The organism is Cellulomonas endophytica, assembly GCF_004123805.1.
Taxonomy (GTDB): Bacteria; Actinomycetota; Actinomycetes; order Actinomycetales; family Cellulomonadaceae; genus Cellulomonas; species Cellulomonas endophytica.
On record NZ_RWJX01000049.1, the window covers coordinates 1 to 25042 of the forward strand.

Below are 25042 nucleotides of genomic sequence, written 5' to 3' on the forward strand. Positions count from 1 at the left end.
CAGACCATCTTGGCATCGACTACTTTGACACACTGTTGAGTTCTCAAGGAGCAGACGCGCACCATCTCCGACCCTGTCGGGTCTCGGCCTGGGGCTCTTCGTCCATCCTAGGCCGTCCCGGTGTCCGTCCTGACCACCGCCCGACCCGCCCGCTGCGACGGCCGAGGCCTTACGACACGGGGTGGAACCTCGAGGGTTCCGACCCTCCCCCGTGGCACGCTGAGCATCATCAGGATCTGGGTTGTGGCCGCCTGCGGGACCGACCACCGGGACGAGTCCCTGTGTCCGTTCCTCCCTGCCGGGCGACCTCGAGAACATTACGCGCATGTTGCGGCGGCTCGCAAACCGCTGTGCAGTTCGGGCGTGTCGCCACGCTGACCTGGGGCGACGCCCCGCTCCTGGACCCAGGCCGCGGTGCGGCGCCGGGCGGGGCGTCCCGACCGGCGAGGTGCTGCGGCCCGACGGACGGCGCCCCGGCCGGCGCCGTCCGTCGGGTGCGCTCAGGCGCCTGCGTCCACGACGGCCAGCGTGCGCTTGCCGCGCCGCAGGAGCGCCCACCGGCCGGCGAGCAGGTCGTCGGGGGCCAGCACCGCGTCGGCGTCGGTGATCCTCGTGTTGTTGAGAGACGCCCCGCCCTCGGCGACCGCGCGCCGGGCCGCCGCCTTGCTGGGCACGACGCCCGTCGCCGCCAGGAGGTCCACGAGCGGGTCGCCCGGCCGGCCGGCCGCCGTCGGCAGCTCCGCGACCGCGGCGCCGAGGACGGCGGGGTCGAGGTCGGCCAGCGACCCGCGGCCGAACAGCGCCGCACTGGCGTCGACGACCGCCCGCGTCGCGTCGACCCCGTGCACGAGGGTCGTCACCTCCTCCGCCAGGGCCCGCTGCGCCTCGCGGGCGGCAGGACGCTCCGCGACGGCGGCCTCCAGCGCCTCGATCTCCGCCCGGGGGCGGAAGCTGAACACCTTGAGGTAGCGGACCACGTCGGCGTCGTCGGCGTTGAGCCAGAACTGGAAGAAGGCGTAGGGCGTGGTGAGCTCCGGGTCGAGCCACACCGTGCCCGACTCCGTCTTGCCGAACTTCGTCCCGTCGGCCTTCGTGATGAGCGGCGTCGTCAGCGCGTGGACGGTGGCGCCCTCCGCCCGCCGGACGAGCTCGACGCCGGACAGCAGGTTGCCCCACTGGTCGCTGCCGCCGGTCTGGAGCCGGACCCCGCGCCGCCGGAAGAGCTCGAGGTAGTCCATGCCCTGGAGGATCTGGTAGCTGAATTCCGTGAAGCTGATCCCCTGCTCGCTGCCCAGGCGCCGGGCGACGGTGTCCTTCGCCAGCATGGTGCCGAGGCGGTAGTGCTTGCCCACGTCGCGCAGGAAGTCGATGGCCGACAGGCCCTGCGTCCAGTCGAGGTTGTTCACCATCGTCGCGGCGTGGGGGCCCTCGAACGCGAGGAGCGGCTCGATCTGCCGGCGGATGCGCTGCACCCAGCCGGCGACGACGTCCGGCGCGTTGAGGACGCGCTCCCCCGCCATCTTCGGGTCGCCGATGAGGCCCGTCGCACCTCCGACCAGCGCCACCGGGCGGTGGCCGGCGTCCTGGAGGCGCCGCACGGTGAGGATCTGCACGAGGTTGCCGATGTGCAGGCTCGGGGCCGTCGGGTCGAAGCCGCAGTAGAGGGTCACGGGCCCGGCGTCGAGCTCGGCTCGCAGGGCGTCGAGGTCCGTGGTCTGCGCGACGAGACCGCGCCAGGCCAGCTCGTCGAGGATGTGCGTCACGGCGGTCACCTTGTCTCCCGGGGTGCTCCGGGCTGTGCGGTCAGGGGTCCGTGGGCGGCGGCCCCACGGCTGCTGCGGCGCCGGGGCCGGCGGTGTCGCGCCGGGCCCGCGCGGGACCGCGAGCACGACCGTCAGGCCGGCGCGGCCACCCCGCCCGAGGTGTCTGCCCGCGCCGGCGACCGATAGGCCGGCCGGTACGCCGACACGGTGCGCTCGTCCTGCAGCCAGAGGCGCCAGGGGAACAGGCCGGCGTCGCCACCGGAGCCCGAGACGCCGACGCGCGGGCCGGCGGCGTGCTGGTGGTGCCCGACGACGGCGGGCCGCTGGAGCACGAGCTCGCCCTCGGGCTCGGTCACGTCGGCCCCGTTCGCCTGCAGGTCGACGCCCAGGCACACGGCGAGGCGGGCGGGCCCGCGCGCGAGCTGCCGGTCGGAGTCGACGACCCCGACGCGCTCGCGCCGCTCGCGGGCCAGGTCGGCGCCGCGGACCACCTCGCCGGCACGCAGCAGCACGGCGGCCGGGCTCCCCGCGGGGCGGGCGACGACGTTCAGGCAGTGGTGCAGGCCCAGGTGCCGGTAGACGTACAGGCGCCCGGGCTCGGCGAACATGACGGCGTTGCGCGCCGTGCGGCCGCGGAACGCGTGCGACCCCGGGTCCTCCGCGCCGGCGTACGCCTCGACCTCCGTCACCCGCACGGTCACGTCGCCCTCCGGCGACCGCCGGGTGAGGTACGCCCCGAGGAGGTCGCGGGCGACGAGCAGCACGTCGCGGGCGTACCAGACCCGCGCGGGCGTCGTCAGGTGCGGCACGGGCTGCGGCGCGGGGTGGGTCGCGGGCGGCGGGGTCCGGCGCGCGAGGGGCACCTGCAGCGCGGCGGGCACGGCGGGGACGTCGGGAACGTCGAGCGCGGCGGGCAGGCCGGTGGGCCGCGCACCGCCGCCGGTCCCCGCGGCCACGGCGGGGACGTCGAGCGCCGCGGGCAGCCCGGTGGGCCGCGCGTCGCTCTCGGGTCCGGAGGTCACGGCGCTCATCCTGCCGTACCCGGGCGGCCGGGGTGCGCGGGGTCCGCGAGGGGGCCGGGGACGACCCGGCCGTCCGCGTCGACGTGGACGTGCGCACGCGCGCGGGTCCGCTCCCGCGCGAAGTGCGCCGCCTCGTCGCGCATCCACCGCTCCCAGTGGCCGCGCGCGTCCTGCCCGTCACGCTCCAGCCCGCGGGCGAGGCGCAGGTCGTCGGCGGCCTCGACCCAGACGAGGAGCGTCGCGTGCGCGTCGGCCGCGCGGCGCCCGGACCCGCAGCCCTCCACGACGAGGACGTCCGGCGCGGGCACGCGCACCCGGTCCGCGAACCGTCCCGCCGTCCAGTCCCAGCGGACGAACAGCCCGTCCTCGCCGCGGGCGACCGGCGCCAGCACCTGCGCCTCCAGCCGCGGCCAGAGGCTGCCCTCCAGGCCCGACCAGCCCTCGTACAGGTCGTCGAGGTGCACGACGGAGACGGTCGCGCCGGCCGCCCGCAGCCCGTCCGCCACCGCGGCGGCCAGGGTCGTCTTGCCCGAGCCGGCGGGCCCGTCGACGGCGACCAGACGCGCCGCGCCGAGCCGCGCCGGACCGGCGAGCGCCCCCGCGACGACGAGCGGCGCCGCGGGGGGACCCTCGGCCGTCATCGCCTCAGCGCGCCCAGCCCCGCAGCACGGCGAGGCGCTCCCGCGCGGCGGCGAGCTGCTCCGCCACCCGCACCGGGGCCGTGCCGCCCGTCGCCGACCGGGACGCCACCGACCCCGCGACGGACAGCACGGAGCGCACCTGAGGCGTCAGGTGCGGGCTGACGGCGGCCAGCTCCTCGTCGGACAGCTCCCACAGCTCCACCGCCGGGGTGCGGGCCTCGCAGGCCCGCACGCAGGCGCCGGCGATCTCGTGCGCCTCCCGGAACGGCACGTGCTGCCGGACGAGCCACTCCGCCACGTCCGTGGCCAGGGAGAAGCCGCGCGGCGCGAGCGCCGCCATCCGGTCCGTGTCGAACGTCAGCGTGGCGACCATGCCGGCGACCGCGGGCAGCAGCACCGTGAGCTGGTCCACCTGGTCGAACACGGGTTCCTTGTCCTCCTGCAGGTCGCGGTTGTACGCGAGCGGGAGTCCCTTGAGCGTGGTGAGCAGGCCCGTGAGGTCGCCGACGAGACGCCCCGCCTTGCCGCGCGCGAGCTCGGCGACGTCGGGGTTCTTCTTCTGCGGCATGATGCTCGACCCCGTCGAGAACGCGTCGTGCAGCCGCACGAAGCCGAACTCGACGGTCGACCACAGGACGACCTCCTCCGCCAGGCGCGAGAGGTCCACGGCGAGCATCGCCGCGACGAACGCGAACTCCGCGACCACGTCCCGGGAGGCCGTGCCGTCGATGGAGTTCTCCACGGGACCGTCGAAGCCGAGCTCGGCCGCCACCGCCGCCGGGTCCAGCCCGAGCGAGGAGCCCGCCAGGGCGCCGGACCCGTAGGGCGAGCGTGCCGCCCGACGGTCCCAGTCCGTCCACCGCTCGACGTCGCGGAGCAGGGGCCACGCGTGCGCCAGCAGGTGGTGGGCCAGGAGCACGGGCTGGGCGTGCTGCAGGTGGGTCCGGCCCGGCATGGCCGCGTCGCCGGCGGCGGCCGCCTGCTCGACGAGCGCCTCGACGACGTCCAGCACCAGGCCCGACAGCGTCCGCGCGTGCTCGCGCAGGTACATCCGCACGAGCGTGGCGATCTGGTCGTTCCGGGACCGGCCGGCGCGCAGCCGGCCCCCCAGCTCGGCACCGGCACGCTCGACGAGGCCGCGCTCGAGGGCCGTGTGCACGTCCTCGTCGTCCGGCGTGAAGCGGAAGGCGCCCGAGCGGACGTCGGCCCGCAGCCGCTCGAGCGCGGCGACCATGTCGCGCACCTCGTCGTCGGACAGCAGCCCCGCGGCGTGCAGGACGTGGGCGTGCGCCACCGACCCGGTGAGGTCGTGGTCCGCCAGGCGCCAGTCGAAGTGCGTCGAGCGGGACAGGTCGGCCAGCGCCGCCGCGGGGCCGGCGGCGAACCGCCCGCCCCACAGCGCCGCGCCGCCGCCCGCCGGCGCCGCGGCGTCCGCTGCCGCCGCCGGTGCCGCCTCAGGCACCGTCGCCCGCCGCGATGCCGCCCGCGTGGCCGAGGTCGGGCGCGTTGCCGAACTTCACGTCGCGCGCGGCGGCGAGCTTGCTCGACAGGCCGTAGATCTCGATGAACCCGCGCGCCGCGGACTGGTCGAAGGAGTCGCCCGTGTCGTAGGTGGCGAGGTTGAAGTCGTACAGGCTCGCCTCGGAGCGGCGGCCCGAGACGGTCGCGCGGCCGCCGTGCAGGACGAGGCGCACGTCGCCGGAGACGTAGCGCTGGGTGTCGGCGATGAAGACGTCGAGGGAGCGCTTGAGCGGGGAGAACCACTGGCCGTCGTAGACGAGCTCGGTCCAGCGCTGCTCCACGCCGCGCTTGAACCGCGCCTGCTCGCGCTCGACCGTGACGTTCTCGAGCTCCTGGTGCGCGGCGATGAGCGCGATGGCGCCCGGCGCCTCGTAGACCTCGCGGCTCTTGATGCCGACGAGGCGGTCCTCGACGATGTCGATCCGCCCGACGCCGTGGGCGCCCGCACGGCGGTTCATCTCCTGGATCGCCTGCAGCGGCGTCACCGCGACGCCGTCCAGCGCGACGGGGACGCCGGAGGCGAACGTCACGACGACCTCGTCGGCGACGGGCGGGAAGGAGGGGTCGTCCGTGTAGCTGTAGACGTCCTTCGTCGGGGCGTTCCAGATGTCCTCGAGGTAGCCCGTCTCCACGGCCCGGCCCCAGACGTTCTGGTCGATGGAGAAGGGGTTGTGCTTCGTCGTGGCGATCGGGAGGTTCTTGCGCTCGGCGAACTCGATGGCCTTGTCCCGCGTGAGCGCGAGGTCGCGGACGGGCGCGAGGCACGTGAGGTCCGGCGCGAGCGAGGTGATGCCCACCTCGAAGCGGACCTGGTCGTTGCCCTTGCCGGTGCAGCCGTGGGCGACCGTCGTCGCACCGAACTGGCGGGCCGCACGCACGAGGTGCTTGACGATGACGGGGCGCGACAGCGCGGACACGAGCGGGTACCGGTCGAGGTACAGCCCGTTGGCCTGGAGCGCCGGCATGCAGTACTCCTGCGCGAACTCGTCGCGGGCGTCGGCCACGTAGGCCTCCACCGCGCCGCAGTCGAGGGCGCGCTGCCGGATGACCTCGAGGTCCTCGCCGCCCTGGCCGACGTCCACCGCGACGGCGACGACCTCGGCGCCCGTCGCCTCCGCGATCCAGCCGATGCCCACGGAGGTGTCCAGGCCGCCGGAGTAGGCGAGCACGACGCGTTCGGTCATGGGGTGATCATTCCTTGTCTGCGAGGGGCCCCGCGGCGCGGGGCGGTGGTGCGGGCGGTGGTGCGGGACGGGCGGGCGGGGCGGGTCAGGACGGGCGGGTCACGACGAGGCGAGCGCCAGGAAGCGGGCCGCGAGCGCGGGCCCGGCCGGGTGGTCCGTGCCCTCGCCCTCGCGCGCCACGACGAGGACGGTGTCGTCGCCGGCGATGGTCCCGAGGACGGCGGGCAGGACGGAGCGGTCGATGGCCGAGGCGAGGAACTGGGCGGCACCCGGCGGCGTCCGCAGCACGACGAGGTTGCCCGACGCCTCCGCGGTGACGAGCAGCTCGGCGCAGAGGCGCGCGAGCCGTGACGCGAGCACCTCCCCCGCGGCGCCGGCCGCGACCGCGTGGCGGTCCTGCCAGGCGCCCCCCTCGGGCGGGAGGGCGTAGGCCAGGGCGCCCGTCGCCGAGCGCACCTTCACGGCCCCGAGCTCGACGAGGTCCCGGGACAGCGTCGCCTGCGTGACGACGACGCCCTCCGCCGCCAGCAGCTCGGCCAGCTCCGTCTGCGAGCGGACGGTGCCGCGGGTGACGAGCGCGGTGATGAGGGCGTGGCGGGCCGCCTTCGTCGCGGGCCCGGCCGTGGTGCCCGCGCTCACGCGTCCTCCAGCAGCCAGGCGAGCAGCGCCTTCTGGGCGTGCAGCCGGTTCTCCGCCTCGTCCCACACCACGGAGCGCGGGCCGTCGAGCACGGCGGCGGTGATCTCCTTGCCGCGGTAGGCGGGCAGGCAGTGCAGCACGAGGGCGTCCGGGGCGGCGCCGGCGAGCGCCCTCTCGTCGAGCCGGAACGGGACGAAGGGCGTCTCGCGCTCCGCGGCCTGCTCCTCCTGGCCCATGGAGACCCAGGTGTCGGTCGCGACGGCGTCCGCGCCGGCGACGGCGGACGCGCGGTCGTGGGCGACGGCGACGGAGCCTCCCGTGCCCGCGGCGATGCGCTCGGCCGCGGCGAGGACCGCGGGGTCCGGCTCCCACCCCTGCGGCGTGCCGACCCGCACGTGCAGGCCCGCCGTCGCGCCGCCCAGCAGGTAGGAGTGCGCCATGTTGTTCGAGCCGTCGCCGACGTAGGCCAGCGTCGTGCCGGGCAGGGCGTCGACGCCGCCGCGGTGCTGCGCGAGCGTCAGCAGGTCGGCGAGGACCTGGCAGGGGTGGAACTCGTCCGTGAGCGCGTTGACGACGGGCACCCCCGCATGGGCGGCCATCTCCTCCAGACGGGCCTGCGCGTGGGTGCGCCAGACGATCGCCGCGACCTGCCGGCCGAGGACGCGCGCGACGTCGGCCACGGACTCGCGCACGCCGATGCGGGCCAGGGACCCGTCGACGGCCAGCGGGAAGCCCCCGAGCTCGGCGATGCCGGTGAGGAAGGAGACCTGCGTGCGCAGGGTCGGCTTGTCGAAGACGACGGCCACGGACCGCGGGCCCGCGAGCGGGCGGCGCGCGAAGCGGTCCTCCCGCAGGCGCAGGCCCAGCTCCAGCACGGCGCGCTGCTCGTCGGGCGCGAGGTCGTCGTCACGCAGCAGGTGGCGCACGGTGCCGGTCGTGGCGCTCACGCGGCCCCCTCCGGGGCGCCGAGGTCGGCGGGCAGGTCCCGCAGGAAGCCGACGAGCAGGGCGGCCTGGTCGGCGGTGAGCACGTAGGGCGGCGCGAGGCGGACCACGTCGGGCGCGCACGGGTTGACGATGAGCCCGGCCTCGAGCGCCCGGGCGGCGACCTCGGCGGCGACGGGCCGGGCGAGCACGATGCCGAGCAGCAGCCCCTCGCCGCGGACGCCGGCGACGAGCGGGTGCCCCAGCCCCTCCACGGCCTCGCGGAGCTGCGCCCCGAGCGAGGTCACGTGCGCGAGCAGGCCGTCCCGCTCGACGACGCCCACGACCGCGAGCGCCGCGGCCGCCGCGACGGGGTTCCCGCCGAACGTCGTGCCGTGCTGGCCGCGGCCGAGCAGGGACGCCACGCCCTCGCCGAAGGCGATCAGGCCCCCGACGGGGAAGCCGCCGCCCAGGCCCTTCGCCACCGTGACGACGTCGGGACGGACCCCGCCGCCCAGGTGCGGGTGCTGGTGGGCGAACCACCGGCCGGTGCGGCCCATCCCGGTCTGCACCTCGTCGAGCACGAGCAGCGCGCCGTGCCGGGCGGTGATCTCCCGGGCGGCGGCGAGGTAGCCGGCCGGCAGCGGCCGCACGCCCGCCTCCCCCTGCAGCGGCTCCACGACGAGCCCCGCCACGCGGTCCCCGTCGGTGGCGAACGCGGCCTCGAGCGCGGCGACGTCCCCGAAGGGCAGGAACTCCACGCCCCCCGGCAGGGGCTCGAACGGCGCGCGGTAGGCGGGCTTGTGCGTGAGGGCGAGGGCGCCCATCGTCCGGCCGTGGAACGCGCCCTCGAGCGCGAAGACGCGCGGGCGGTCCGGGCCGCCGTGGCGGCGCAGCACCTTGAAGGCGGCCTCGTTGGCCTCCGTGCCGGAGTTCGTGAGGAAGACGCGGGAGCCGGCGGGCGCCTCCGCGAGGGCGAGCAGCCGCTCGGCGAGCGTGATCTGGGTCGGCGTCGCGAAGAAGTTCGAGACGTGCCCGAGCGTGCCGAGCTGCGCGCTGATCGCGGCCGTGAGCGTGGGGTGGGCGTGGCCGAGGGCGTTCACCGCGATGCCCCCGAGCAGGTCCAGGTAGCGCCGGCCGTCGGCGTCCCAGACCCAGGCGCCGTCGCCGCGCACGAGCACGCGCTGGGGAGGCCCGAAGGTGTCCATGAGGGCGTGGCCGTAGCGGCCCGTCCACTCCGCGACGGAGCCCGCCGCGGGCTCGAGCGCCCCGGCGGGGGCCGACGCGGGGCTCGACGTGGCCGCCGGGGCGACGGTGCTGCTGTCCGTGGGCGTCATGCGCGGGTCCTCGCCTCGGTGCTGCCGGTGGTGCCGGTGGGTGTGGTGGGCGCGGTGGGCGCGGTGGGCGCGGTCGGGTCGGCCACCACGGGGACGGGGGCCGTGCGGGGCGCGAGGGGGGTCTCCACGTCGGGCAGCACCATCGTGCCGATCCCGTCGCTGGTGAAGACCTCGACGAGGATGGAGTGCGGCGCGCGGCCGTCGATGACGTGCGCCCGGCCCACGCCGCCGCGCACGGCCCGCAGGCAGGCCTCCATCTTCGGGCGCATCCCGGCGTCGAGGCCGGGGAGGATCGCCGCGAGCTCGCTCGCCCGCAGGCGCCGGACGAGGGAGTCGCGGTCGGGCCAGCGCGCGTAGAGGCCCTCGACGTCCGTGAGGACGACGAGCTTGCGGGCGCCCAGGGCCACCGCGAGCGCGGCCGCCGCCGTGTCGGCGTTCACGTTGAGCACCTGGGTGGGGTCCTCGATGTCGGGCGCGACGGTCGAGACGACGGGGATGCGCCCGGCCTCGAGCAGGTCGAGGACCGCGCCCGGGTTCACCTGGACCACGTCGCCGACGAGGCCCACGTCGACCCGCTCGCCGTCCACGACGACGTCGCGGCGGCGCGCCTGCAGCAGGCCGCCGTCCTCGCCGGAGAGGCCCACGGCGTGCGGCCCGTGGGCGTTGAGCAGCCCGACGAGCTCGCGGGAGACCTGGCCCGTGAGGACCATCCGGACGACGTCCATGGCCTCCGGCGTGGTGACGCGCAGGCCCGCCCGGAACTCGCTGTCGATGCCGAGGCGGTCGAGCATCGCGTTGATCTGGGGGCCGCCGCCGTGCACGACGACGGGGCGCAGCCCCACCTGCCGCAGGAACACCATGTCCTCGGCGAAGGCGCGCTTGAGCGTCTCGTCGACCATGGCGTTGCCGCCGTACTTGACGACGACGAGCGCGCCGGCGAACTCCTGCAGCCACGGCAGGGCCTGGACCAGGACCTCCGCCTTCTGGTCGGGGCGCAGGTCCGCCCGGGTGTCGAAGACGAACTCGGGCTCGCTCATGTGGAGTACGCGCTGTTCTCGTGGACGTAGTCGTGCGTGAGGTCGTTCGTCCAGACCGTGGCGTGCGCGGTGCCGGCGTGCAGGTCGATCTCGACGCGCACCTCGCGCGCGGCGGCGAGGTCGACGCCCTCGCGCGGGTCGCCGACGCCCCCGGCCCGGCACACCTGGACGCCGTTGATGCTCACGTCGAGCGCGTCGGGGTCGTACGGCGCGACGTTCTCCGGCACCGTGCCCACCGCGGCGAGGACGCGGCCCCAGTTCGGGTCGTTGCCGAAGACGGCGGCCTTGACGAGGTTGGAGCGGGTCACGGCGCGGGCCACCGACACCGCGGCGGCCTCCGTGGAGGCGTTCACGACCGTGACGGCGATGTCGTGCGAGGCGCCCTCGGCGTCCGCGACGAGCTGGCGCGCGAGGTCGGCGCACACCGTCCGCACGGCGTGGGCGAGCTCGTCGTCGCCCGGGGTGACCCCGCTCGCGCCGGAGGCCAGCAGCAGGACCGTGTCGTTCGTCGACATGCAGCCGTCGCTGTCGACCCGGTCGAACGTCCGGTGCGCGGCGGACCGCAGCACCTGGTCGGCCACCCCGGCGGTCGTCACGGCGTCCGTCGTGAGGACGACGAGCATCGTCGCCAGGCCCGGCGCGAGCATCCCCGCGCCCTTGGCGATCCCGCCGACGCTCCAGCCGTCGCCGTGGGCGACCGCCGTCTTCGCCACGGTGTCCGTCGTCATGATCGCGCGGGCCGCGTCCTCGCCCCCGTCGGCCGCGAGCGCGGCGGCGGCCGCGTCGACGCCGGGCAGCAGCCGGCCCAGGTCGAGCCGCTCGCCGATGAGGCCCGTGGAGCAGACGAGCACGTCCGCCGCCGAGGTGCCGAGGACCTCCGCGACGCGCTCGGCCGTGCGGTGGGTGTCCGCGAAGCCCTCGGGGCCGGTGCAGGCGTTCGCCCCGCCCGAGTTGAGGACCACCGCCGTCGCCACGCCGTCGTGCACGGCCTGGCGCGACCACAGGACGGGCGCCGCCTGCACGCGGTTGGACGTGAACACGCCCGCCGCGACCTGGAGCGGCCCGTCGTTGACGACGAGCGCCAGGTCGGGGCGGCCCGACGCCTTGAGCCCGGCCGTCACGCCGGAGGCGCGGAAGCCGAGCGGGGTGGTCACGCTCACGGGGCGACACCTTCCAGGGGGAGGCCGAGCGTCTCGGTGAGCCCGAGCGCGAGGTTGAGGGACTGCACGGCGCCGCCGGCGGTGCCCTTGACGAGGTTGTCGATCGCGGTGACGGTGACGACGCGGCCGGCGCGCTCGTCGACGGCCACGCCGACCAGCGCGGTGTTGACGCCGAGGGTGGCGGCCGTCGTCGGCCACGTGCCCTCGGGGAGCAGGTGGACGAACGGCTCGTCGGCGTACGCCAGCTCCCAGGCCTCGCGCACCTGCGCCGCGCCCGTCCCGGGGACGAGCCGCGCGGTCGCGGTGGCGAGGATGCCGCGGGACATGGGGACGAGGGTCGGGGTGAAGGAGATCGTCACCCGGTCCGCGCCCGCGCTGCGCAGGTTCTGCGCGATCTCGGGCACGTGCCGGTGGGTGCCGCCGACGGCGTAGGGCTGCGCCGCCCCGAGCGCCTCGGAGGCCAGCAGGTGCGTCTTGAGGCTCCGCCCGGCGCCCGAGTACCCGTTGGCCAGGACCGCGACGAGGTCCGTCGCCTCGACGACGCCCGCGGCGACGCCCGGCTGGAGCCCGAGGGTCACGGCCGTGACGTTGCAGCCGGGCACGGCGATCCGCCGGACGCCCGCGAGCGCGGCGCGCTGGGCGGACGCCGTGCGCTCCCCCGGGTGCAGCAGCTCGGGCAGCCCGTAGGGCCAGGTCCCCGCGTGGTCCGTGCCGTAGTAGTCGCGCCAGTCGGCGGCGTCGACGAGGCGGTGGTCGGCCCCGAGGTCGACGACGACCGGGTCGGCGCCCGTCGCCGCGAGCTCGGCCGCGACCGCCCCGGACGCCCCGTGCGGCAGGGCGAGGACGACCACGTCGTGCCCGGCGAGCGCCTCCGTCGTCGTGGGCTCGAGCACCCGGCCGGCCAGGGAGCGCAGGTGCGGCTGGTGCTCGCCGAGGCGCGTGCCGGCCGAGGAGTGCGCCGTGAGCGTGCCGATCCGGGCCTCGGGGTGGCCGAGCAGCACGCGGAGGGCCTCGCCGCCCGCGTAGCCGCTGGCGCCGGCGACCGCGACGGAGAACGTCATGTGCATGACCATACAGGCGGGCGGGTGAGGATACGAAACGCCGCGCGCGGGTCCGGTCGGGCGCGGACCGACCCGGGGGTCGGCGCGCCGCGCACCCCGCGGCACGGCAGGGTGGTCCGCATGCACGCCGTCGTCGCCACCGCCGCGGGCGGACCCGAGGTCCTGGAGCTCCGCGACCTGCCCGACCCCGTCCCCGCGCCCGACGAGGTCCTCGTCGCCGTCCGGGCCGCCGGGGTCAACTTCATCGACACCTACCGCCGCTCGGGGCTGTACCCCGTGCCGTACCCCCACGTCGTCGGGAGCGAGGGCGCCGGCGAGGTCGTGGCCCTCGGGTCCGACGTGGCGGCCGCGGGCGAGGTCGCGGTCGGGGGGCGCGTCGCCTGGGCCGCCTCGGACGGCTCCTACGCCACGCTCCAGCGGGTGCGGGCCGCCGACCTGCTGCCCGTGCCGGACGGGGTGGACGACCGGGTCGCCGCGGCGCTGCCGCTGCAGGGGATGACGGCGCACTACCTCGTGCGCAGCACGGTGCCCCTCGAGCCCGGCGACGAGGTGCTCGTGCACGCGGCGGCCGGGGGCGTCGGGCTGCTGCTCGTGCAGCTCGCGGCCGCGGCCGGCGCCCGGGTCCTGGCGACCGTCGGCAGCGTCGAGAAGGAGGCCCTCGCACGGGCGGCCGGCGCCCACGAGGTGGTGCGCTACCGGGAGCTCGACGACCACACGACGGAGCTGCCCGCGCTCGTCCGCGACCTCACCGACGGCCGCGGCGTGCGGGCCGTCTACGACTCCGTGGGCCGCGACACCTTCGACGCCTCGCTGGCGTCCCTGCGCCCGCGCGGCGTCCTCGTGCTGTTCGGTGCCTCGTCGGGCCCGGTCCCCCCGGTGGACCCGCAGCGGCTCAACCGCGCGGGATCCGTGTTCCTCACGCGCCCCTCGCTCGGCGCGTACACCGCCGACCGCGCCGAGCTGCTCGGCCGGGCGGAGGAGCTCTTCGCGCTCGTCGCGGCCGGGCGCCTCGACGTCCGCATCGGGGCCACGTTCCCGCTCGCGGAGGCCGCCGACGCCCACCGGGCGCTCGAGGGCCGGGCGACGACCGGCAAGGTCCTGCTCCTGCCCTGAGGGGCGGGGACCTCCCCCGGACGGACGACGGCCCGGCCCACCCCTGCGGGTGGACCGGGCCGTCGTCGTGCGGTGCCGTCAGCGGCGCGTCAGCTGCGCGGCAGGACCACCACGGTCACGGGCGCCGACTCCGACGGCGCGACCGCGTCCGTCCCGAGGTAGCGCGCGACGACCGCGTACGTGCCCATCGGCAGGTCGGCCGGGAGCTTGGCCGAGGCCGTCCTCCCGTTCGCCCCGACCGGGGCCGTCGCGAGGACGACGTCCCCGGCCACGAACTCGACGGTGCCGGACTGCTTCTTGCCCGGGCCCGTCACGGTGGCCGTGACCTTCACCTGGTCCGCCCTGCCCTCGAGCACCCGGTCCTTGCCGACCGTGAGCGTCGTGGTCGACGCCGGCAGGTCGGGCACCGGCACCGTCACGACGAGCGGCAGGGTCACCGTGGTGCCCGACGGCGCCGCGACGAGCGTGAGCACGTGCGCGCCGGCCGTGGTGCCCGCCGGGACCGTCACGGACACCGCCGCGGCGCCGTCCGTCACCGTCGCGGAGCCGATCGACGTGCCGTCGAGACGGACGTCGAGAGCCGTGTTCCGCGGCGCACCCTGGCTCGTGAGGTCGAGCCCGGTGACCGGGAACGCGAGCGCCGTGCCCGCCTCGACGGAGGCCGGCAGCGCCGGCACCCCGACGGCCCTCTCGGCGAAGTCCGGGGTGAGCCCCGGGTTCGCCCGCAGGTACGCGATCCACGCGTCCCGGTCGACGAGGCCGGAGTCCCGCACGTCGGTGCCCTCGGCCAGGACGCGGAAGTTGTCCCCGCCCTGCGCCAGGAACGAGAACGTCCCGATGCGGTACGAGCCGGCGGGGTCGAGCGGCTCCCCGTCGACCGTCACCGAGGTGATGCGGTCACCCGCCGCGCGGCTCTCGTCGTACGTGTAGGTGACGTTCGACGAGAGGCCGAGCTGCAGGTACGGCCGCGACGGGATCGTGCCGTCGAGGTTCGTCTGCCACTGCTGCTCGAGCATCGTGCGGAACTGCGTGCCCGTCAGCGACTCGGTCCAGAGGTTGTTCACGAACGGCAGGACCGCGTTGGCCTCGGCGTAGGTGAGGACGCCGTCGGCGCCGACGAGCAGCTCGCCGCGCAGACCACCGGGGTTGACGACGCCGATCGTCGCGCCGCCCCGCTCCGGGGAGCCGAGGCTGGCGACGAGCGAGTCGGCGACGAGGTCGCCCAGGGTGCTCTCCGCGGCGCGGTTGTCCCGCGTCCCTCCGGTGTACCGCCCGTCCACGTACGAGCCGCCGGAGAAGGCGGTCGTGATGTCGGCCCGCACGGAGCCGACCGGCTGGCTGCCGACCTGGGCCGCGTAGGCCAGGGCCGCGTCGACGATCGCCTTGACCTCGGCCACCCGCGGGTGGGCCGCGACCAGGTCCGCGTCGGGGGTCGCGGTGCGGGCGACGTTGGTGGCCGTCGTCGCGGTGACCTCGCCGGTGGCGGGGTCGAACGTGAGGACGACCTTGCCGATGTTCTCGCCGTAGGAACCCGTCTGGAGCACCGGACGGGTCGCACCCGTGACGCCGGGGACCGGGGCCTGCCACGCGTACTGCTTGTGCGTGTGGCCGGTGAAGATCGCGTCCACCTCGGCCGCGGTCTGCGTGACGATCTCGGCGAAGGCGCCGCCGGCGGCGACCTCCTCCTCGAGCGTGGCGCCGTCCGGCGTCCCGGCGCCCGCGCCCTCGTGGTACTCGGCGACGAGCACGTCGGCCTCGCCGTTGGCCGCGTCGCCGTCGCTCAGCTGCGCGGCGACGCGGTTCACGGCGTCGACGGGGTCGCCGAAGTCGAGGGTGGCGATGCCGCCGGGCGAGACCAGCGACGGGGTCTCCTGCGTCACCGCGCCGATGACGCCGACCGTGACGCCCCCGGCCTCGACGAGCGCGTACTCCGGCAGCGCCGGCGTCGTCGTCCCCTTCTCGTAGACGTTCGCCCCGAGGTAGGGGAAGTCGGCCTCGGCGGACACCCGCCCGACGAGGTCGGCGTAGCCCTGGTCGAACTCGTGGTTGCCCACCGCCGAGGCGGCGAGGCCGAGGGCGTCCAGCACGTCCAGCGTGGGCTGGTCCTGCGCGACCGACGACGCGAAGAGCGAGGCGCCGATGTTGTCGCCCGCCGACAGCAGGACGGCCGCGCCGCCCGCCGCCTCGGCCGCCGCCCGCTGCTCCTCGATGGTCCCGGCGACCCTCACCGTGTTGGCGTCGATGCGGCCGTGGAAGTCGTTGAGGTTGAGCAGGGTGAGGTCGACGGGGCCCGTGGGCCCGGCGCCCGCCGTCAGCCCGACGAGGACCGGGTCGTGGTCCGAGGACCGGTAGACGTCGTCCGCGTAGAAGAGGGTGCCGTGGTAGCCGTAGCGGCTGTACTCCAGCGCCAGGGCCTCCTCGGCGTTGATCTCCCACACGTCGGCGCCGGTGGCGCGGGCCGCGGCCGCCTCGTTGAGGAGGACGTGATCCAGCGAGCCGGACAGGCCCTGGAAGGAGTACGACCACTGGTCGTCGTTCTCGGCCACCGTGGAGACGGCGTCGACGTAGCCGTCGGCGTAGAGGACCTGGAGCGGGTCCTCCTGCGTGTAGGCGTTGAAGTCGCCGACGAGGGCGACGGCCTCGGTCGGCCACGTGGCCGCGACCCAGTCCCGCAGCGCCGTGGCCTGGGCCACCCGCGAGGCGTTCGAGGCGCCCTGGCCGTCGCCGCTGTCGGCGTCGCCCGGGAGCGGGCCCGCCGACCCCTTGGACTTGAAGTGGTTGACGACGACGACGAACGCGTCGCCGCCGCCCACCGGCGTGAACGTCTGGGCGATGGGCTCGCGGGCGTTGACGAACGCGTCGCCGCCCGGGAAGCCGGGCACGCTGGTGTCGAGCGCACGGGACGGACCGGTGGCCGTCACGGCCGCCGGGCGGTAGATGAGCGCGTTGGTGATGACGTCCTGCGTGGACGGGTCCGGCAGGTCGCCCGACGAGGGCACGTACGCCCACGTGCCGGCGCCGGCCGCGGAGTTGAGCGCCGCCGTCAGGGTCGCCAGCGCCTCGTCCGTCGTCTCACCCAGCGCCGCCGAGTTCTCGATCTCGAGCAGGCCGACGACGTCGGCGTCCAGGGCGTTGATCGCCGCGACGATCTTCGCCTGCTGGCGGTCGAGGTCCTCGCCGTCCCAGGCGCCGCGCTGGTCGCAGCCCGTGTTGACGGTCACGCCGTCGGTCGACCCGGGGGCCGTGTAGGGGACGCACGAGGCGTCCGCCGTGCCGAGCGTCGTGAAGTAGTTGAGCACGTTGAAGGACGCGACGGTGAGGTCGCCGCCGACGGCCTCCGGGGCCTGCGTCCGGGTGTCCTCGAACGTCACCGGCTCGGAGTCCTCGTCCACGACGGGCGCCGTCGGGTTGAGCTTCCAGGCGTTGTTGCGGTAGTCGACGACCACGGGCGCGTCGAAGGTCACGCCCGCGCCGACGCGGATCGGCTCGTCCTCCAGCGACACGTACGGGGGCGTGAGGGACGCGTTGGCGGCCGTGAGGAAGTTCGTCGTCGCGCCGTCGTCGAGGACGACCGCGCGCGCCGCGTTGTCCGCGGCGACCGCCGCGGCCTCCGGCGAGCCGGCGTCGGCGACGTCCGTGGGCTGCAGCAGCGGCAGGGACCCGCTCGCCAGCCCGACCTCGCCGTACTGGTTCGTCGAGTAGGTGTTCGTGATCGTGAACGCGCCGGTCGGCGCGACGAGCATGGACTCGAGGACCTCGCGGCCCTCGGCCGTCGTCGGCCACGTGCCCGCCACCGGGGTGACGGCGGCGAGCGCCTCGCCACGGACCGTGACGTCGGTCGCCGCGGCGAGCCGGAGCTGCGTGAGTCCGTTGAACTCCCCCACCTCGCCCGTGACGTCGACGGACGCGCCGATCGCCGGCACCGCGAGGCCCGGGGCGTAGACGAAGACCGCGTCGGAGGCGGCGCGGTCGGCGGTCCCGCCGGACCCCGCGGTCTGCACGACGAAGCCCGCGAGGCCGCCCGTCGGGTAGGAGGCGGTGACGACGCCCGTGGTCGTGACCACCTGGCCCAGCAGCGGGGAGGCCGCGCCGGTGCCCTGGATCTGCGCGATCGTCGCGACGACCGGGTCCGGCTCGGGCTCGGGGTCCGGGTCGGGCGCCGAGCCGGCGTTCTGCGGGGTCGGGGCGCCGACGGCGAAGTCCGCGGCGTTGTCCGCCGTGTTGGCGTGCGTGGCGCCGCGGGAGACGCTCGTCGCGTTCGTCGTGCCCGGCGCGGGGCCGGAGCCGGCGAAGCCGACGGTGCTGCTCCCCCACCCGACGAGGTCGACGACCGCGGGGTCGCCGGCGCACGACAGGCCGCACGTCAGGGCCGCAGAGGTGGAGGCGAGGGCGACCTTGCCGCCCGAGCCGCTCATCGCCAGGGTGCCGCTGAGGTCGGGCGCGATCGGGGCGGCCGCGTTGGTGCCCTTCGCCTGCCCGACGAGCAGGTGGCCACCCGCGGCGATGCTGCCGCTCAGGGGGGACCGCGACGAGAACGGGTTGGCGGCGCTCCCGTACTGGAGCGTCCAGCCCTCCAGGCTGACGGCCTCGTCGCCCGGGTTGTACAGCTCCACGAAGTCCTGGTCGTAGGGCGCGCCGCTGTTGCCGCCGCCCCCGTAGACCTCGTGGATGACCACCGGTGCGTCGGGGCTCACCGCGGCCTGGGCCGCCCCTGCACCGATCGTGACGGACCCCGTCACGACCATGCCGAGGGCGATGCCGCCCCCGACCACTCGTTCGGACGCTCTGCGCACGTCTGCTCTCTCCGTCGACCCGCTGAAGGGTGCCCTGAGGGCACCGCGGGCCACCCTCCCCCGCTGTTACCGGTGGGTCAACGATCGCCGCGTTGCCATCTCGTGAACTCCCGTCCGGGATCTCACGGTCCGGGCGGCAGTCTCGTGACCAGCACCGGAGGAGCAGCAGGGGTGGTGAGACGCCCCACGTCGACGCCCACGCGCGACGGGCCCCGGACCGCAGCGGTCCGGGGCCCGTCGGGGCAGGTCGGGTGCCCGGTCAGGCCCGGAGCGACCCGCCGTGCCGGCGCGCGACCTCGGCGACGACCGCCTCGCGCACCGCGGCCGTGTCGGCGGCCGTGAGCGTGCGGTCCGCGGCGCGCAGGCGCAGGGCGTAGGCCAGCGAGCGGGCCCCGGCCGGCACGGGCTCGCCGGTGTAGACGTCGAAGAGGCGCACCTCCTCGAGCACGTCGCCCGCGGGGCTCGCGCCGGCCCCGGCCCGCACGGCGTCGGTGACGTCCGCGACCGGGACCGTGGCGTCGACGACGAGCGCGACGTCCTCCTTCGCCACCGGGAAGGCCGGCACGGGACGCGCCTGGACGGGCGCGGCGGGCGCGGCCGCGACGAGGGCGTCGAGGTCGAGCTCGAGCGCGACGGCGCGGGCGGGCAGCCCGAGCGCCGCGACGACCTGCGGGTGGAGCTCCCCGACGTGGCCCAGCACGGCCCCCGCGGAGGGCCCGTCGGCGACGAGCACCCGCGCGCACCGGCCCGGGTGCCACGGCGCCCGCACGTCCTGCTCGAGCCGCACGGGCGCGCCGACCGCCGCCGCCGCGGCCTCGACGACCGCGACCGCGTCCCCGACCTCGACCGCCCGGCCGCCGCCCCACCAGCCCGCCCGCTCCCGCGTCCCGGCGAGCACCGCGGCGACGTGGCGGGGCTGGTCCGGCACGGCGGCGCGCACGGCGGCGAGGTCCGCGTCCGAGGGCCGCGAGCCCCCCGTCAGCCGCGGCGGGACGGGTGCCCCGTCGCGCGGCACGGTGACCAGGCCCGTCTCCGTCAGCGCGAGGTCGGTGTGCCCGCGACCCGCGTTGCGGCGCGCCGTCTCCAGGAGCGTCACGAGGACGGACGGCCGCAGGAACGGCTGCTGCTCCGCGAGGGGGTTGGCCAGCCGGACGAGCCGGCGGCGCGCGTCGTCGGCCGGGACCCCGAGGTCGTCGAGCTGCGCGGTCGAGACGAAGGGGTAGGACAGCGTCTCGACGAGGCCCTGCGCGACGAGGGCCGCCGCGACGGCCCGCCGGGCACGCTGCCCGCGCGTGAGGCCGAGGCCCCCCGCCGGGCGGGGCAGCACGGACGGGATCGCGTCGTAGCCGCGCACGCGCGCCACCTCCTCCACCAGGTCCACGTCGGCGACGAGGTCCGGGCGCCAGGTGGGCACCACCACGTCGACGACGTCGCCGTCGGCCGGGACGGTGCACCCCACCGCGGCGAGCGTGGCCCGCACCTCGCCGGGCGTGTACGGCACGCCGACGCGGCGACCGGGGGTGGCCAGGTCGAGGCGGACGGGTGCCGGCGGGGTCGTGGCGTCCACGTCCGTCACCACGGCGTCCGCGGTCCCGCCCCCGTGCTCCACGAGGAGCGCCACCGCCCGCGCGACCGCCACGGGCGGCAGCCGCGGGTCGACGCCGCGCTCGAACCGCCGGGCCGCCTCGCTGGACAGCCGGTGCCGCCGGGCCGTGCGCGCCACGGAGACCGCGTCGAAGTGCGCCGCCTCCAGGAGCAGGTCGCTCGTGCCGGGGCGCACCTCGCTCTCGCCGCCGCCCATGACGCCGGCCAGGCCCAGGACGCCCGAGGCCCGGGCGCCGCCCGGGCTGTGGGTGACGAGGAGGTCCTCCGGGTCCAGGCGCCGCTCGACGCCGTCGAGGGTGGTGAGGCGCTCGCCCGCGGCGGCCCGGCGCACGACGACGGGTCCCTCGACGTGGTCGAGGTCGTAGGCGTGCAGGGGCTGGCCGAGGTCGAGCATGACGTAGTTCGTCACGTCGACCGCCAGGCCGATCGGCCGCATGCCCGCCTGCACGAGCCGGCGCTGCAGCCACGCCGGGGAGGGCGCGCTCGCGTCGACGCCCCGCACGACCTGGGCGACGAACCGGTCGCAGCCCGGCACGCCGTGCACGGGCGCCGCGTCGTCGAGGACGACGGGGAAGCCGTCGCCGGCAGGCGGCAGGACGAGCCCCTCGTCGGGGAGCCCGCGGTCGGTGAAGGCCGCGCCGGTGGACAGCGCGTACTCCCGGGCGAGGCCGCGCATCGAGAAGCAGTACCCGCGGTCGGGCGTGACGTTGACCTCGAGCACCTCCTCCGCGAGCCCGAGCAGGCGCAGGGCGTCCGTGCCGGGCGCCGTCTCGGCGTCCGAGAAGCCCATGCGCGGCAGCACGATGATGCCGTCGTGGTCCTCGCCGAGGCCGAGCTCGCGCTGGGAGCAGATCATGCCGTCGGAGACGTGGCCGTACGTCCTGCGGGAGGCGATGGGGAACGGCCCGGGCAGCACGGCGCCGGGCAGCGCCACGACGACGCGGTCGCCCACGTCGAAGTTGTGCGCCCCGCAGACGATGCCGCGCGGCCCGACGGTCCCGTCCTCGCGGACCTCGCCGTGCTCGGGCCCGACGTCCACCCGGCACCAGTTGATCGTCTTGCCGTTCTTCTGCGGCTCGGGAGTCCGCTCGACGACCTCGCCGACGACGAGGGGGCCCGTCACCTGCGCGCCCGTGTGGACGGCCTCCTCCTCGACGCCGACGCGCACGAGCGCGGCCGCGAGGGTCTCGGCGGTGAGGCCGGCGGGGAGCTCGACGTGGTCGCCGAGCCAGGTCAGGGGGATGCGAGGCATCAGATCACCGCCCGGAACTGGGTGGAGAAGCGCACGTCGCCCTCCACCATGTCGTGCATGTCCGCGATGCCGTGGCGGAGCATGAGCGTGCGCTCGATGCCCATGCCGAAGGCGAAGCCGGAGTACTCCTCCGGGTCGATCCCCGCGGACCGCAGCACGTCGGGGTGGACCATCCCGCACCCGCCCCACTCGATCCAGCCGGGCCCGCCCTTCTTCTGCGGGAACCACAGGTCCATCTCGGCCGAGGGCTCCGTGAAGGGGAAGTACGACGGGCGCAGCCGCGTGCGGGCCTCCGGGCCGAACATCGCGCGCGCGAAGTGGTCGAGCGTGCCCTTGAGGTGCGCCATCGTCAGGCCGCGGTCGACCGCGAGCCCCTCCACCTGGTGGAAGACGGGCGTGTGCGTCGCGTCGAGCTCGTCGGTCCGGAACACCTTGCCCGGGCAGGCGATGTAGACGGGCAGCGGGCGCTCGAGCAGGGTGCGCGCCTGGACGGGCGAGGTGTGCGTGCGCAGCACCAGGCCCGAGCCGCCGTCCCCCGCGCCGTCCGGCCCGGCGACGAAGAACGTGTCCTGCATCTGGCGCGCCGGGTGGTCCTCGCCGAAGTTGAGGGCGTCGAAGTTGAACCACTCCGCCTCGACCTCGGGGCCCTCCGCGATCTCCCAGCCCATGGCCACGAAGACGTCCGCCACGCGCTCCTGGAGGGTCTCCAGCGGATGGCGCGCACCGAGGGGGCGGCGGTCGGCAGGGAGCGTCATGTCGAGGGTCTCCTCGACGAGCACCCGGGCGTCGCGCTCCGCCTCGAGCTCGGCCTCGCGGGCGGCGAACGCCGTGCCCAGGCGGCCGCGGGCGCCGCCGAGCAGCTTGCCGGCCGTCGCCTTGTCGGGGCCGGGAAGGCCGCCGATGGCGCGGTTGGCCAGGGCCAGCGCGCTGCGCTCGCCGAGGTGCGCGGTCCGGACGGCGCGCAGGGCCTCGAGGTCACCGGCCCCGGCGACGGCGGCCAGGGCGGCGTCGACCGCGGCGGCGACCCCGTCGGCGTCCAGCGGGGACAGGGGGGGCGCCGCGGCGGCGGCGTCGGGGGCCGCGCCGGGCTCGGCGGCGGGCGGGGCGTGCTCGTCGGGCATGAGGGCCTTCCAGGGGGACGGACGGGCGCCGCGCGCAGCGGCGGCCCGGGCGCGCGCCCGCACGGGCGCCGCGCCACCGGCAGGGGAGTCTAGTGGCGCCCGTCCCGGGGACCGCCGACGTGCCCGGCCCGGCCGCAGGGCGGCGGGGGGCTCAGGCGGGGCGGCGCGGCCCGGCGACGGGCCCGGTAAATCGCCCGCCCGGCCGGGGCACCCACGTCTGCACGCGCCCACTCTGCCACGGACGACGCCCCGCGCGACGGCCCTCAGGCGGGCCCGTCGAGGCGGGCGGCCCGGACGTCCGTGTACAGGGGCCCGCCGCCGCGCCCCTCCCCCGGCCGGGACTGCACGAGCAGCACCTCCTCCACCGTCCACGCCGGCCCCTCGTAGACCGCGAGGGCCCGCACGGCCTCCGCCGCCACGTCGCCCCTCCCGCCCTCCCCGCGGGGGTCGCGACGCCCCCGGCCGTCGGGGCCGCCGGCGGTCGGGCGCGACGGACGGCGCCGCGGTGGGCCGGCGCCCGGGCGCACCCGGCCGACCGTGAGGTGGGGCCGGTGGCGCTCCCGCCGGTCCTCGCGGGTCCCGACGGCCTCCCCGAGGTCGACCACCGCCTCGACGAGGTCGAGGTGCGCGTCGAGGTCGCCGGACGCACCGACCCACAGGGTGCGGTGCGCGAACACCCCCGCCCCGCGCAGGCGCATCGTCCAGGGCGACCGACCGGCGGCCGCCGCGTCGAGCCCCGCCTCCAGGGCCGGGACGAGCCCGTCGGGCACGTCGCCGTAGAAGGCGCAGGTGAGGTGCCAGTTCTCGCGGGCGGTCCACCGCAGGGCCGACGCCGCGCCGGCGGGGCCGCCCCGCACGGCGGCGAGGGCGAGGTCGAGGTGGTCGAGCACCCTCTCCGGCGGGCGGACGGCGACGAACAGGCGCATGCCGTCAGCCTGCCAGCGCGGCCGGTGCACCGCGCCGCGGCCGGCCGTCGTCGTCGCCGCACCCCTCCCCCTCCGCCGGCGGACCCCGGCGGACCCCGTCGGTCCCCGTCGCCCCCCGTCGCCCCCCGTCCGCGGGACGTGCCGTCAGCGCTGGGCGCGCACGCTCGCGTGCAGGCAGAGGGCGGCCGCGGTCGCGAGGTTGAGCGACTCGGCGCGGCCGCGCAGGTCCACGCGCACGACGGCGTCGGCGAGGTCGCGGTCCTCCGGGCGCAGGCCCCACGCCTCGTTCCCGAAGAGCCACGCCGTCGGCCGGCGCAGGTCCGGCGCCGGCCCGGGCCCGCCCCGGTCGGGCCGGCCTGCCGCGGGCCCCCGGGCCTCCCCCGGTCCACCCGGCTCCCCGGCGACGACCGCGTCGAGCAGCCCGTCGACGTCCCAGGCCCCGCGCGCGTCGGCGGCGAGGACCGCCAGGCCGGCGGCGCGCAGGGCCGCCACGGCGTCCGCCGGCGTCGGGCCCGTGACCACCGGGAGGTGGAACAGGGATCCCGCGGTGGAGCGCACGACCTTGGGGTTGTGCACGTCCACGCTGGAGGAGGTCAGCACGACGGCGTCGGCGCCGAGGGCGTCCGCGGTGCGCAGGACGGTGCCGGCGTTGCCCGGGTCGCGCACGTGCGCGAGGACGGCGACGAGCCGGGGCCGACCGGCCAGGACCTCGTCGAGACCGTGGTGCAGCAGGTCCGCGACGAGGACGAGCCCCTGGGCGTCCAGGCTCATGGCCTCGAGCACCTCGGGCGTCCCGAGCCGCACGGGCACCCCGCGCGCCGCCGCCGCCGCGACGACCGCGGCGTACCGGCCCGCCGCCTCCGGCGTGGCGTAGAGGGCGTGCGCGCGGACGTGCCCCGCGGCCACCGCCTCGCGGACGGCTTGCGGCCCCTCGACGAGGAACCGTCCCGTCCGCTCACGCACGGGACGCCCGGCCAGCGCCCGCACCGACCGCACCCGCTCGGCGCGGGGGTGGGTCAGCTCGGGCACGGACCGGGCGTCCGGGATGCCGGCGGCGGGGCCGGCGGGGGTGCTGCTCAGGGTCACGCCGCGGCGCGGGGCGCGTTCACGTCCGTGGGCAGCGCGGCCCTGGCCACCGCGACCAGCGCGTTGAACGCGGGGGCGTCGCTGACGGCCAGCTCGGCGAGGACGCGACGGTCGACCTCGACACCCGCGAGCTTGAGGCCCTGGATGAGGCGGTTGTACGTCATGCCCTGCTCGCGCGCCGCCGCGTTGATCCGCTGGATCCACAGCTTGCGGAAGTCGCCCTTGCGCGCCTTGCGGTCGCGGTAGGCGTAGACGAGGGAGTGGGTGACCTGCTCCTTCGCCTTGCGGTACAGGCGCGAGCGCTGCCCGCGGTAGCCGCTGGCGAGCTCGAGGGTCGTCCGGCGCTTCTTCTGGGCGTTGACCGCCCGCTTCACGCGTGCCACGTGATGCTCCTTGCTGGTCTAGGGCTCGGGTGGGTCCGGGGCCGGGCGGCCCGCGGCGTCACTTGCCGAGCAGCTTCTTGATGTTCTTGGCGTCCGCGGGCGAGACGACGACGTCGCCGGCGATGCGGCGGGTGCGGCGGCTCGACTTGTGCTCGAGCAGGTGGCGGCCGTTGGCCTGCTCCCGCATGACCTTGCCGGTGCCCGTCACGCGGAAGCGCTTCTTGGCACCGGAGTGCGTCTTGTTCTTCGGCATGGGTGCCGTCTCCTCTTCGTCCTCGTCACGCCCGTCGGGGGCGGGACCGTCGGGTGCGGGGTGGCCGTGCGGCCGCTCCGCGTCGGGTCAGCCGGCGTCGCCGGACGCTGTCGGCGCCGGGGCCGCGCCGGGGCGCGGTCCGGGCACGGGTGCCCCGGCCCGGGGACCCGGACGGGGTGCGGGCCGCGGCGTGGGGGCCGCGCCGTCCGCCGTGCCCGTCGC

Annotated in this window: 19 protein-coding genes; 1 reads left to right on the forward strand and 18 read right to left on the reverse strand. The window is 76.7% G+C overall.

What is annotated here, in order from left to right; translation table 11 throughout:
* Positions 1-500: 500 nt before the first annotated feature.
* From tyrS to argC, 11 genes are all read right to left on the reverse strand, one after another.
* Positions 501-1763: a tyrosine--tRNA ligase gene (gene tyrS, locus EJA20_RS13165; protein ID WP_129338736.1), complete on the reverse strand. Its 1263-nt coding sequence runs from the start codon at positions 1761-1763 to the stop codon at positions 501-503.
* 131 nt (positions 1764-1894) lie between these two features.
* On the reverse strand, positions 1895-2563 hold the full coding sequence (locus EJA20_RS13170) for a DNA-3-methyladenine glycosylase (protein WP_420836434.1): 669 nt from the start codon (positions 2561-2563) through the stop codon (positions 1895-1897).
* Positions 2564-2790: 227 nt separating this feature from the next.
* On the reverse strand, positions 2791-3426 hold the full coding sequence (locus EJA20_RS13175) for a uridine kinase family protein (protein ID WP_205687495.1): 636 nt from the start codon (positions 3424-3426) through the stop codon (positions 2791-2793).
* A 4-nt stretch (positions 3427-3430) separates the two neighbouring features.
* A complete protein-coding gene (gene argH / locus EJA20_RS13180; RefSeq protein ID WP_129338741.1) occupies positions 3431-4888 on the reverse strand; it encodes an argininosuccinate lyase in 1458 nt (485 codons plus the stop codon).
* A complete protein-coding gene (locus tag EJA20_RS13185) occupies positions 4881-6131 on the reverse strand; it encodes an argininosuccinate synthase (RefSeq protein WP_129338743.1) in 1251 nt (416 codons plus the stop codon). Before EJA20_RS13185 ends, argH begins: the two co-directional genes overlap by 8 nt.
* A 99-nt stretch (positions 6132-6230) precedes the next feature.
* Entirely contained in the window at positions 6231-6770 is a 540-nt protein-coding gene (locus EJA20_RS13190; protein WP_129338745.1) for an arginine repressor, read from the reverse strand.
* On the reverse strand, positions 6767-7717 hold the full coding sequence (gene argF, locus EJA20_RS13195) for an ornithine carbamoyltransferase (protein WP_240675482.1): 951 nt from the start codon (positions 7715-7717) through the stop codon (positions 6767-6769). The genes EJA20_RS13190 and argF overlap by 4 nt, the downstream gene beginning before the upstream one ends.
* The gene (locus EJA20_RS13200) at positions 7714-9030 is read right to left on the reverse strand and encodes an acetylornithine transaminase (RefSeq protein ID WP_129338747.1); all 1317 of its coding nucleotides are present in this window, start codon (positions 9028-9030) and stop codon (positions 7714-7716) included. The genes argF and EJA20_RS13200 overlap by 4 nt, the downstream gene beginning before the upstream one ends.
* Positions 9027-10067 carry an acetylglutamate kinase gene (gene argB, locus EJA20_RS13205; RefSeq protein WP_129338749.1) on the reverse strand — a complete coding sequence of 347 codons (1041 nt, stop codon included), beginning with the start codon at positions 10065-10067 and terminating at the stop codon, positions 9027-9029. Before argB ends, EJA20_RS13200 begins: the two co-directional genes overlap by 4 nt.
* Positions 10064-11227: a bifunctional glutamate N-acetyltransferase/amino-acid acetyltransferase ArgJ gene (gene argJ / locus EJA20_RS13210; RefSeq protein ID WP_129338751.1), complete on the reverse strand. Its 1164-nt coding sequence runs from the start codon at positions 11225-11227 to the stop codon at positions 10064-10066. Before argJ ends, argB begins: the two co-directional genes overlap by 4 nt.
* Positions 11224-12288: an N-acetyl-gamma-glutamyl-phosphate reductase gene (gene argC, locus EJA20_RS13215; protein WP_205687496.1), complete on the reverse strand. Its 1065-nt coding sequence runs from the start codon at positions 12286-12288 to the stop codon at positions 11224-11226. Before argC ends, argJ begins: the two co-directional genes overlap by 4 nt.
* 120 nt (positions 12289-12408) lie before the next feature.
* On the opposite strand from argC, the gene EJA20_RS13220 reads away from it, so the two are divergent.
* Positions 12409-13401: a quinone oxidoreductase family protein gene (locus EJA20_RS13220; RefSeq protein ID WP_129338755.1), complete on the forward strand. Its 993-nt coding sequence runs from the start codon at positions 12409-12411 to the stop codon at positions 13399-13401.
* A gap of 89 nt (positions 13402-13490) precedes the next feature.
* Here the strand turns inward: EJA20_RS13220 and EJA20_RS13225 are convergent, their stop codons facing one another.
* From EJA20_RS13225 to rpmI, 7 genes are all read right to left on the reverse strand, one after another.
* Positions 13491-18146 (reverse strand): ExeM/NucH family extracellular endonuclease, encoded by a 4656-nt coding sequence (locus EJA20_RS13225; RefSeq protein ID WP_129338771.1) that lies wholly within the window; start codon positions 18144-18146, stop codon positions 13491-13493.
* A gap of 307 nt (positions 18147-18453) precedes the next feature.
* Positions 18454-21051, reverse strand: coding sequence for a phenylalanine--tRNA ligase subunit beta (gene pheT / locus EJA20_RS13230; protein WP_129338757.1), 2598 nt, complete (start codon positions 21049-21051; stop codon positions 18454-18456).
* On the reverse strand, positions 21051-22172 hold the full coding sequence (gene pheS / locus EJA20_RS13235; RefSeq protein ID WP_129338759.1) for a phenylalanine--tRNA ligase subunit alpha: 1122 nt from the start codon (positions 22170-22172) through the stop codon (positions 21051-21053). The genes pheT and pheS overlap by 1 nt, the downstream gene beginning before the upstream one ends.
* A 263-nt stretch (positions 22173-22435) precedes the next feature.
* On the reverse strand, positions 22436-23098 hold the full coding sequence (thpR, locus tag EJA20_RS13240; RefSeq protein WP_129338762.1) for an RNA 2',3'-cyclic phosphodiesterase: 663 nt from the start codon (positions 23096-23098) through the stop codon (positions 22436-22438).
* 144 nt (positions 23099-23242) lie between these two features.
* A complete protein-coding gene (locus tag EJA20_RS13245) occupies positions 23243-24178 on the reverse strand; it encodes a TrmH family RNA methyltransferase (RefSeq protein WP_240675484.1) in 936 nt (311 codons plus the stop codon).
* 2 nt (positions 24179-24180) lie between these two features.
* Positions 24181-24567: a 50S ribosomal protein L20 gene (gene rplT / locus EJA20_RS13250; RefSeq protein WP_129338764.1), complete on the reverse strand. Its 387-nt coding sequence runs from the start codon at positions 24565-24567 to the stop codon at positions 24181-24183.
* A gap of 58 nt (positions 24568-24625) precedes the next feature.
* Complete coding sequence (gene rpmI, locus EJA20_RS13255) at positions 24626-24820, reverse strand: 50S ribosomal protein L35 (RefSeq protein ID WP_129338766.1); 195 nt, start codon at positions 24818-24820, stop codon at positions 24626-24628.
* Positions 24821-25042: the final 222 nt, after the last annotated feature.

Excerpts from the sequence above, each read along its gene's own strand:
- thpR (WP_129338762.1), bottom strand. The coding sequence starts at position 23,098 with ATGCGCCTGTTCGTCGCCGTCCGCCCGCCGGAGAGGGTGCTCGACCAC.
- EJA20_RS13200 (WP_129338747.1), bottom strand. The coding sequence starts at position 9,030 with ATGACGCCCACGGACAGCAGCACCGTCGCCCCGGCGGCCACGTCGAGC.
- pheS (WP_129338759.1), bottom strand. The coding sequence starts at position 22,172 with ATGCCCGACGAGCACGCCCCGCCCGCCGCCGAGCCCGGCGCGGCCCCC.
- pheT (WP_129338757.1), bottom strand. The coding sequence starts at position 21,051 with ATGCCTCGCATCCCCCTGACCTGGCTCGGCGACCACGTCGAGCTCCCC.
- EJA20_RS13175 (WP_205687495.1), bottom strand. The coding sequence starts at position 3,426 with ATGACGGCCGAGGGTCCCCCCGCGGCGCCGCTCGTCGTCGCGGGGGCG.
- argC (WP_205687496.1), bottom strand. The coding sequence starts at position 12,288 with ATGACGTTCTCCGTCGCGGTCGCCGGCGCCAGCGGCTACGCGGGCGGC.
- EJA20_RS13185 (WP_129338743.1), bottom strand. The coding sequence starts at position 6,131 with ATGACCGAACGCGTCGTGCTCGCCTACTCCGGCGGCCTGGACACCTCC.
- argB (WP_129338749.1), bottom strand. The coding sequence starts at position 10,067 with ATGAGCGAGCCCGAGTTCGTCTTCGACACCCGGGCGGACCTGCGCCCC.
- EJA20_RS13225 (WP_129338771.1), bottom strand. The coding sequence starts at position 18,146 with ATGGTCGTGACGGGGTCCGTCACGATCGGTGCAGGGGCGGCCCAGGCC.
- EJA20_RS13220 (WP_129338755.1), top strand. The coding sequence starts at position 12,409 with ATGCACGCCGTCGTCGCCACCGCCGCGGGCGGACCCGAGGTCCTGGAG.
- rpmI (WP_129338766.1), bottom strand. The coding sequence starts at position 24,820 with ATGCCGAAGAACAAGACGCACTCCGGTGCCAAGAAGCGCTTCCGCGTG.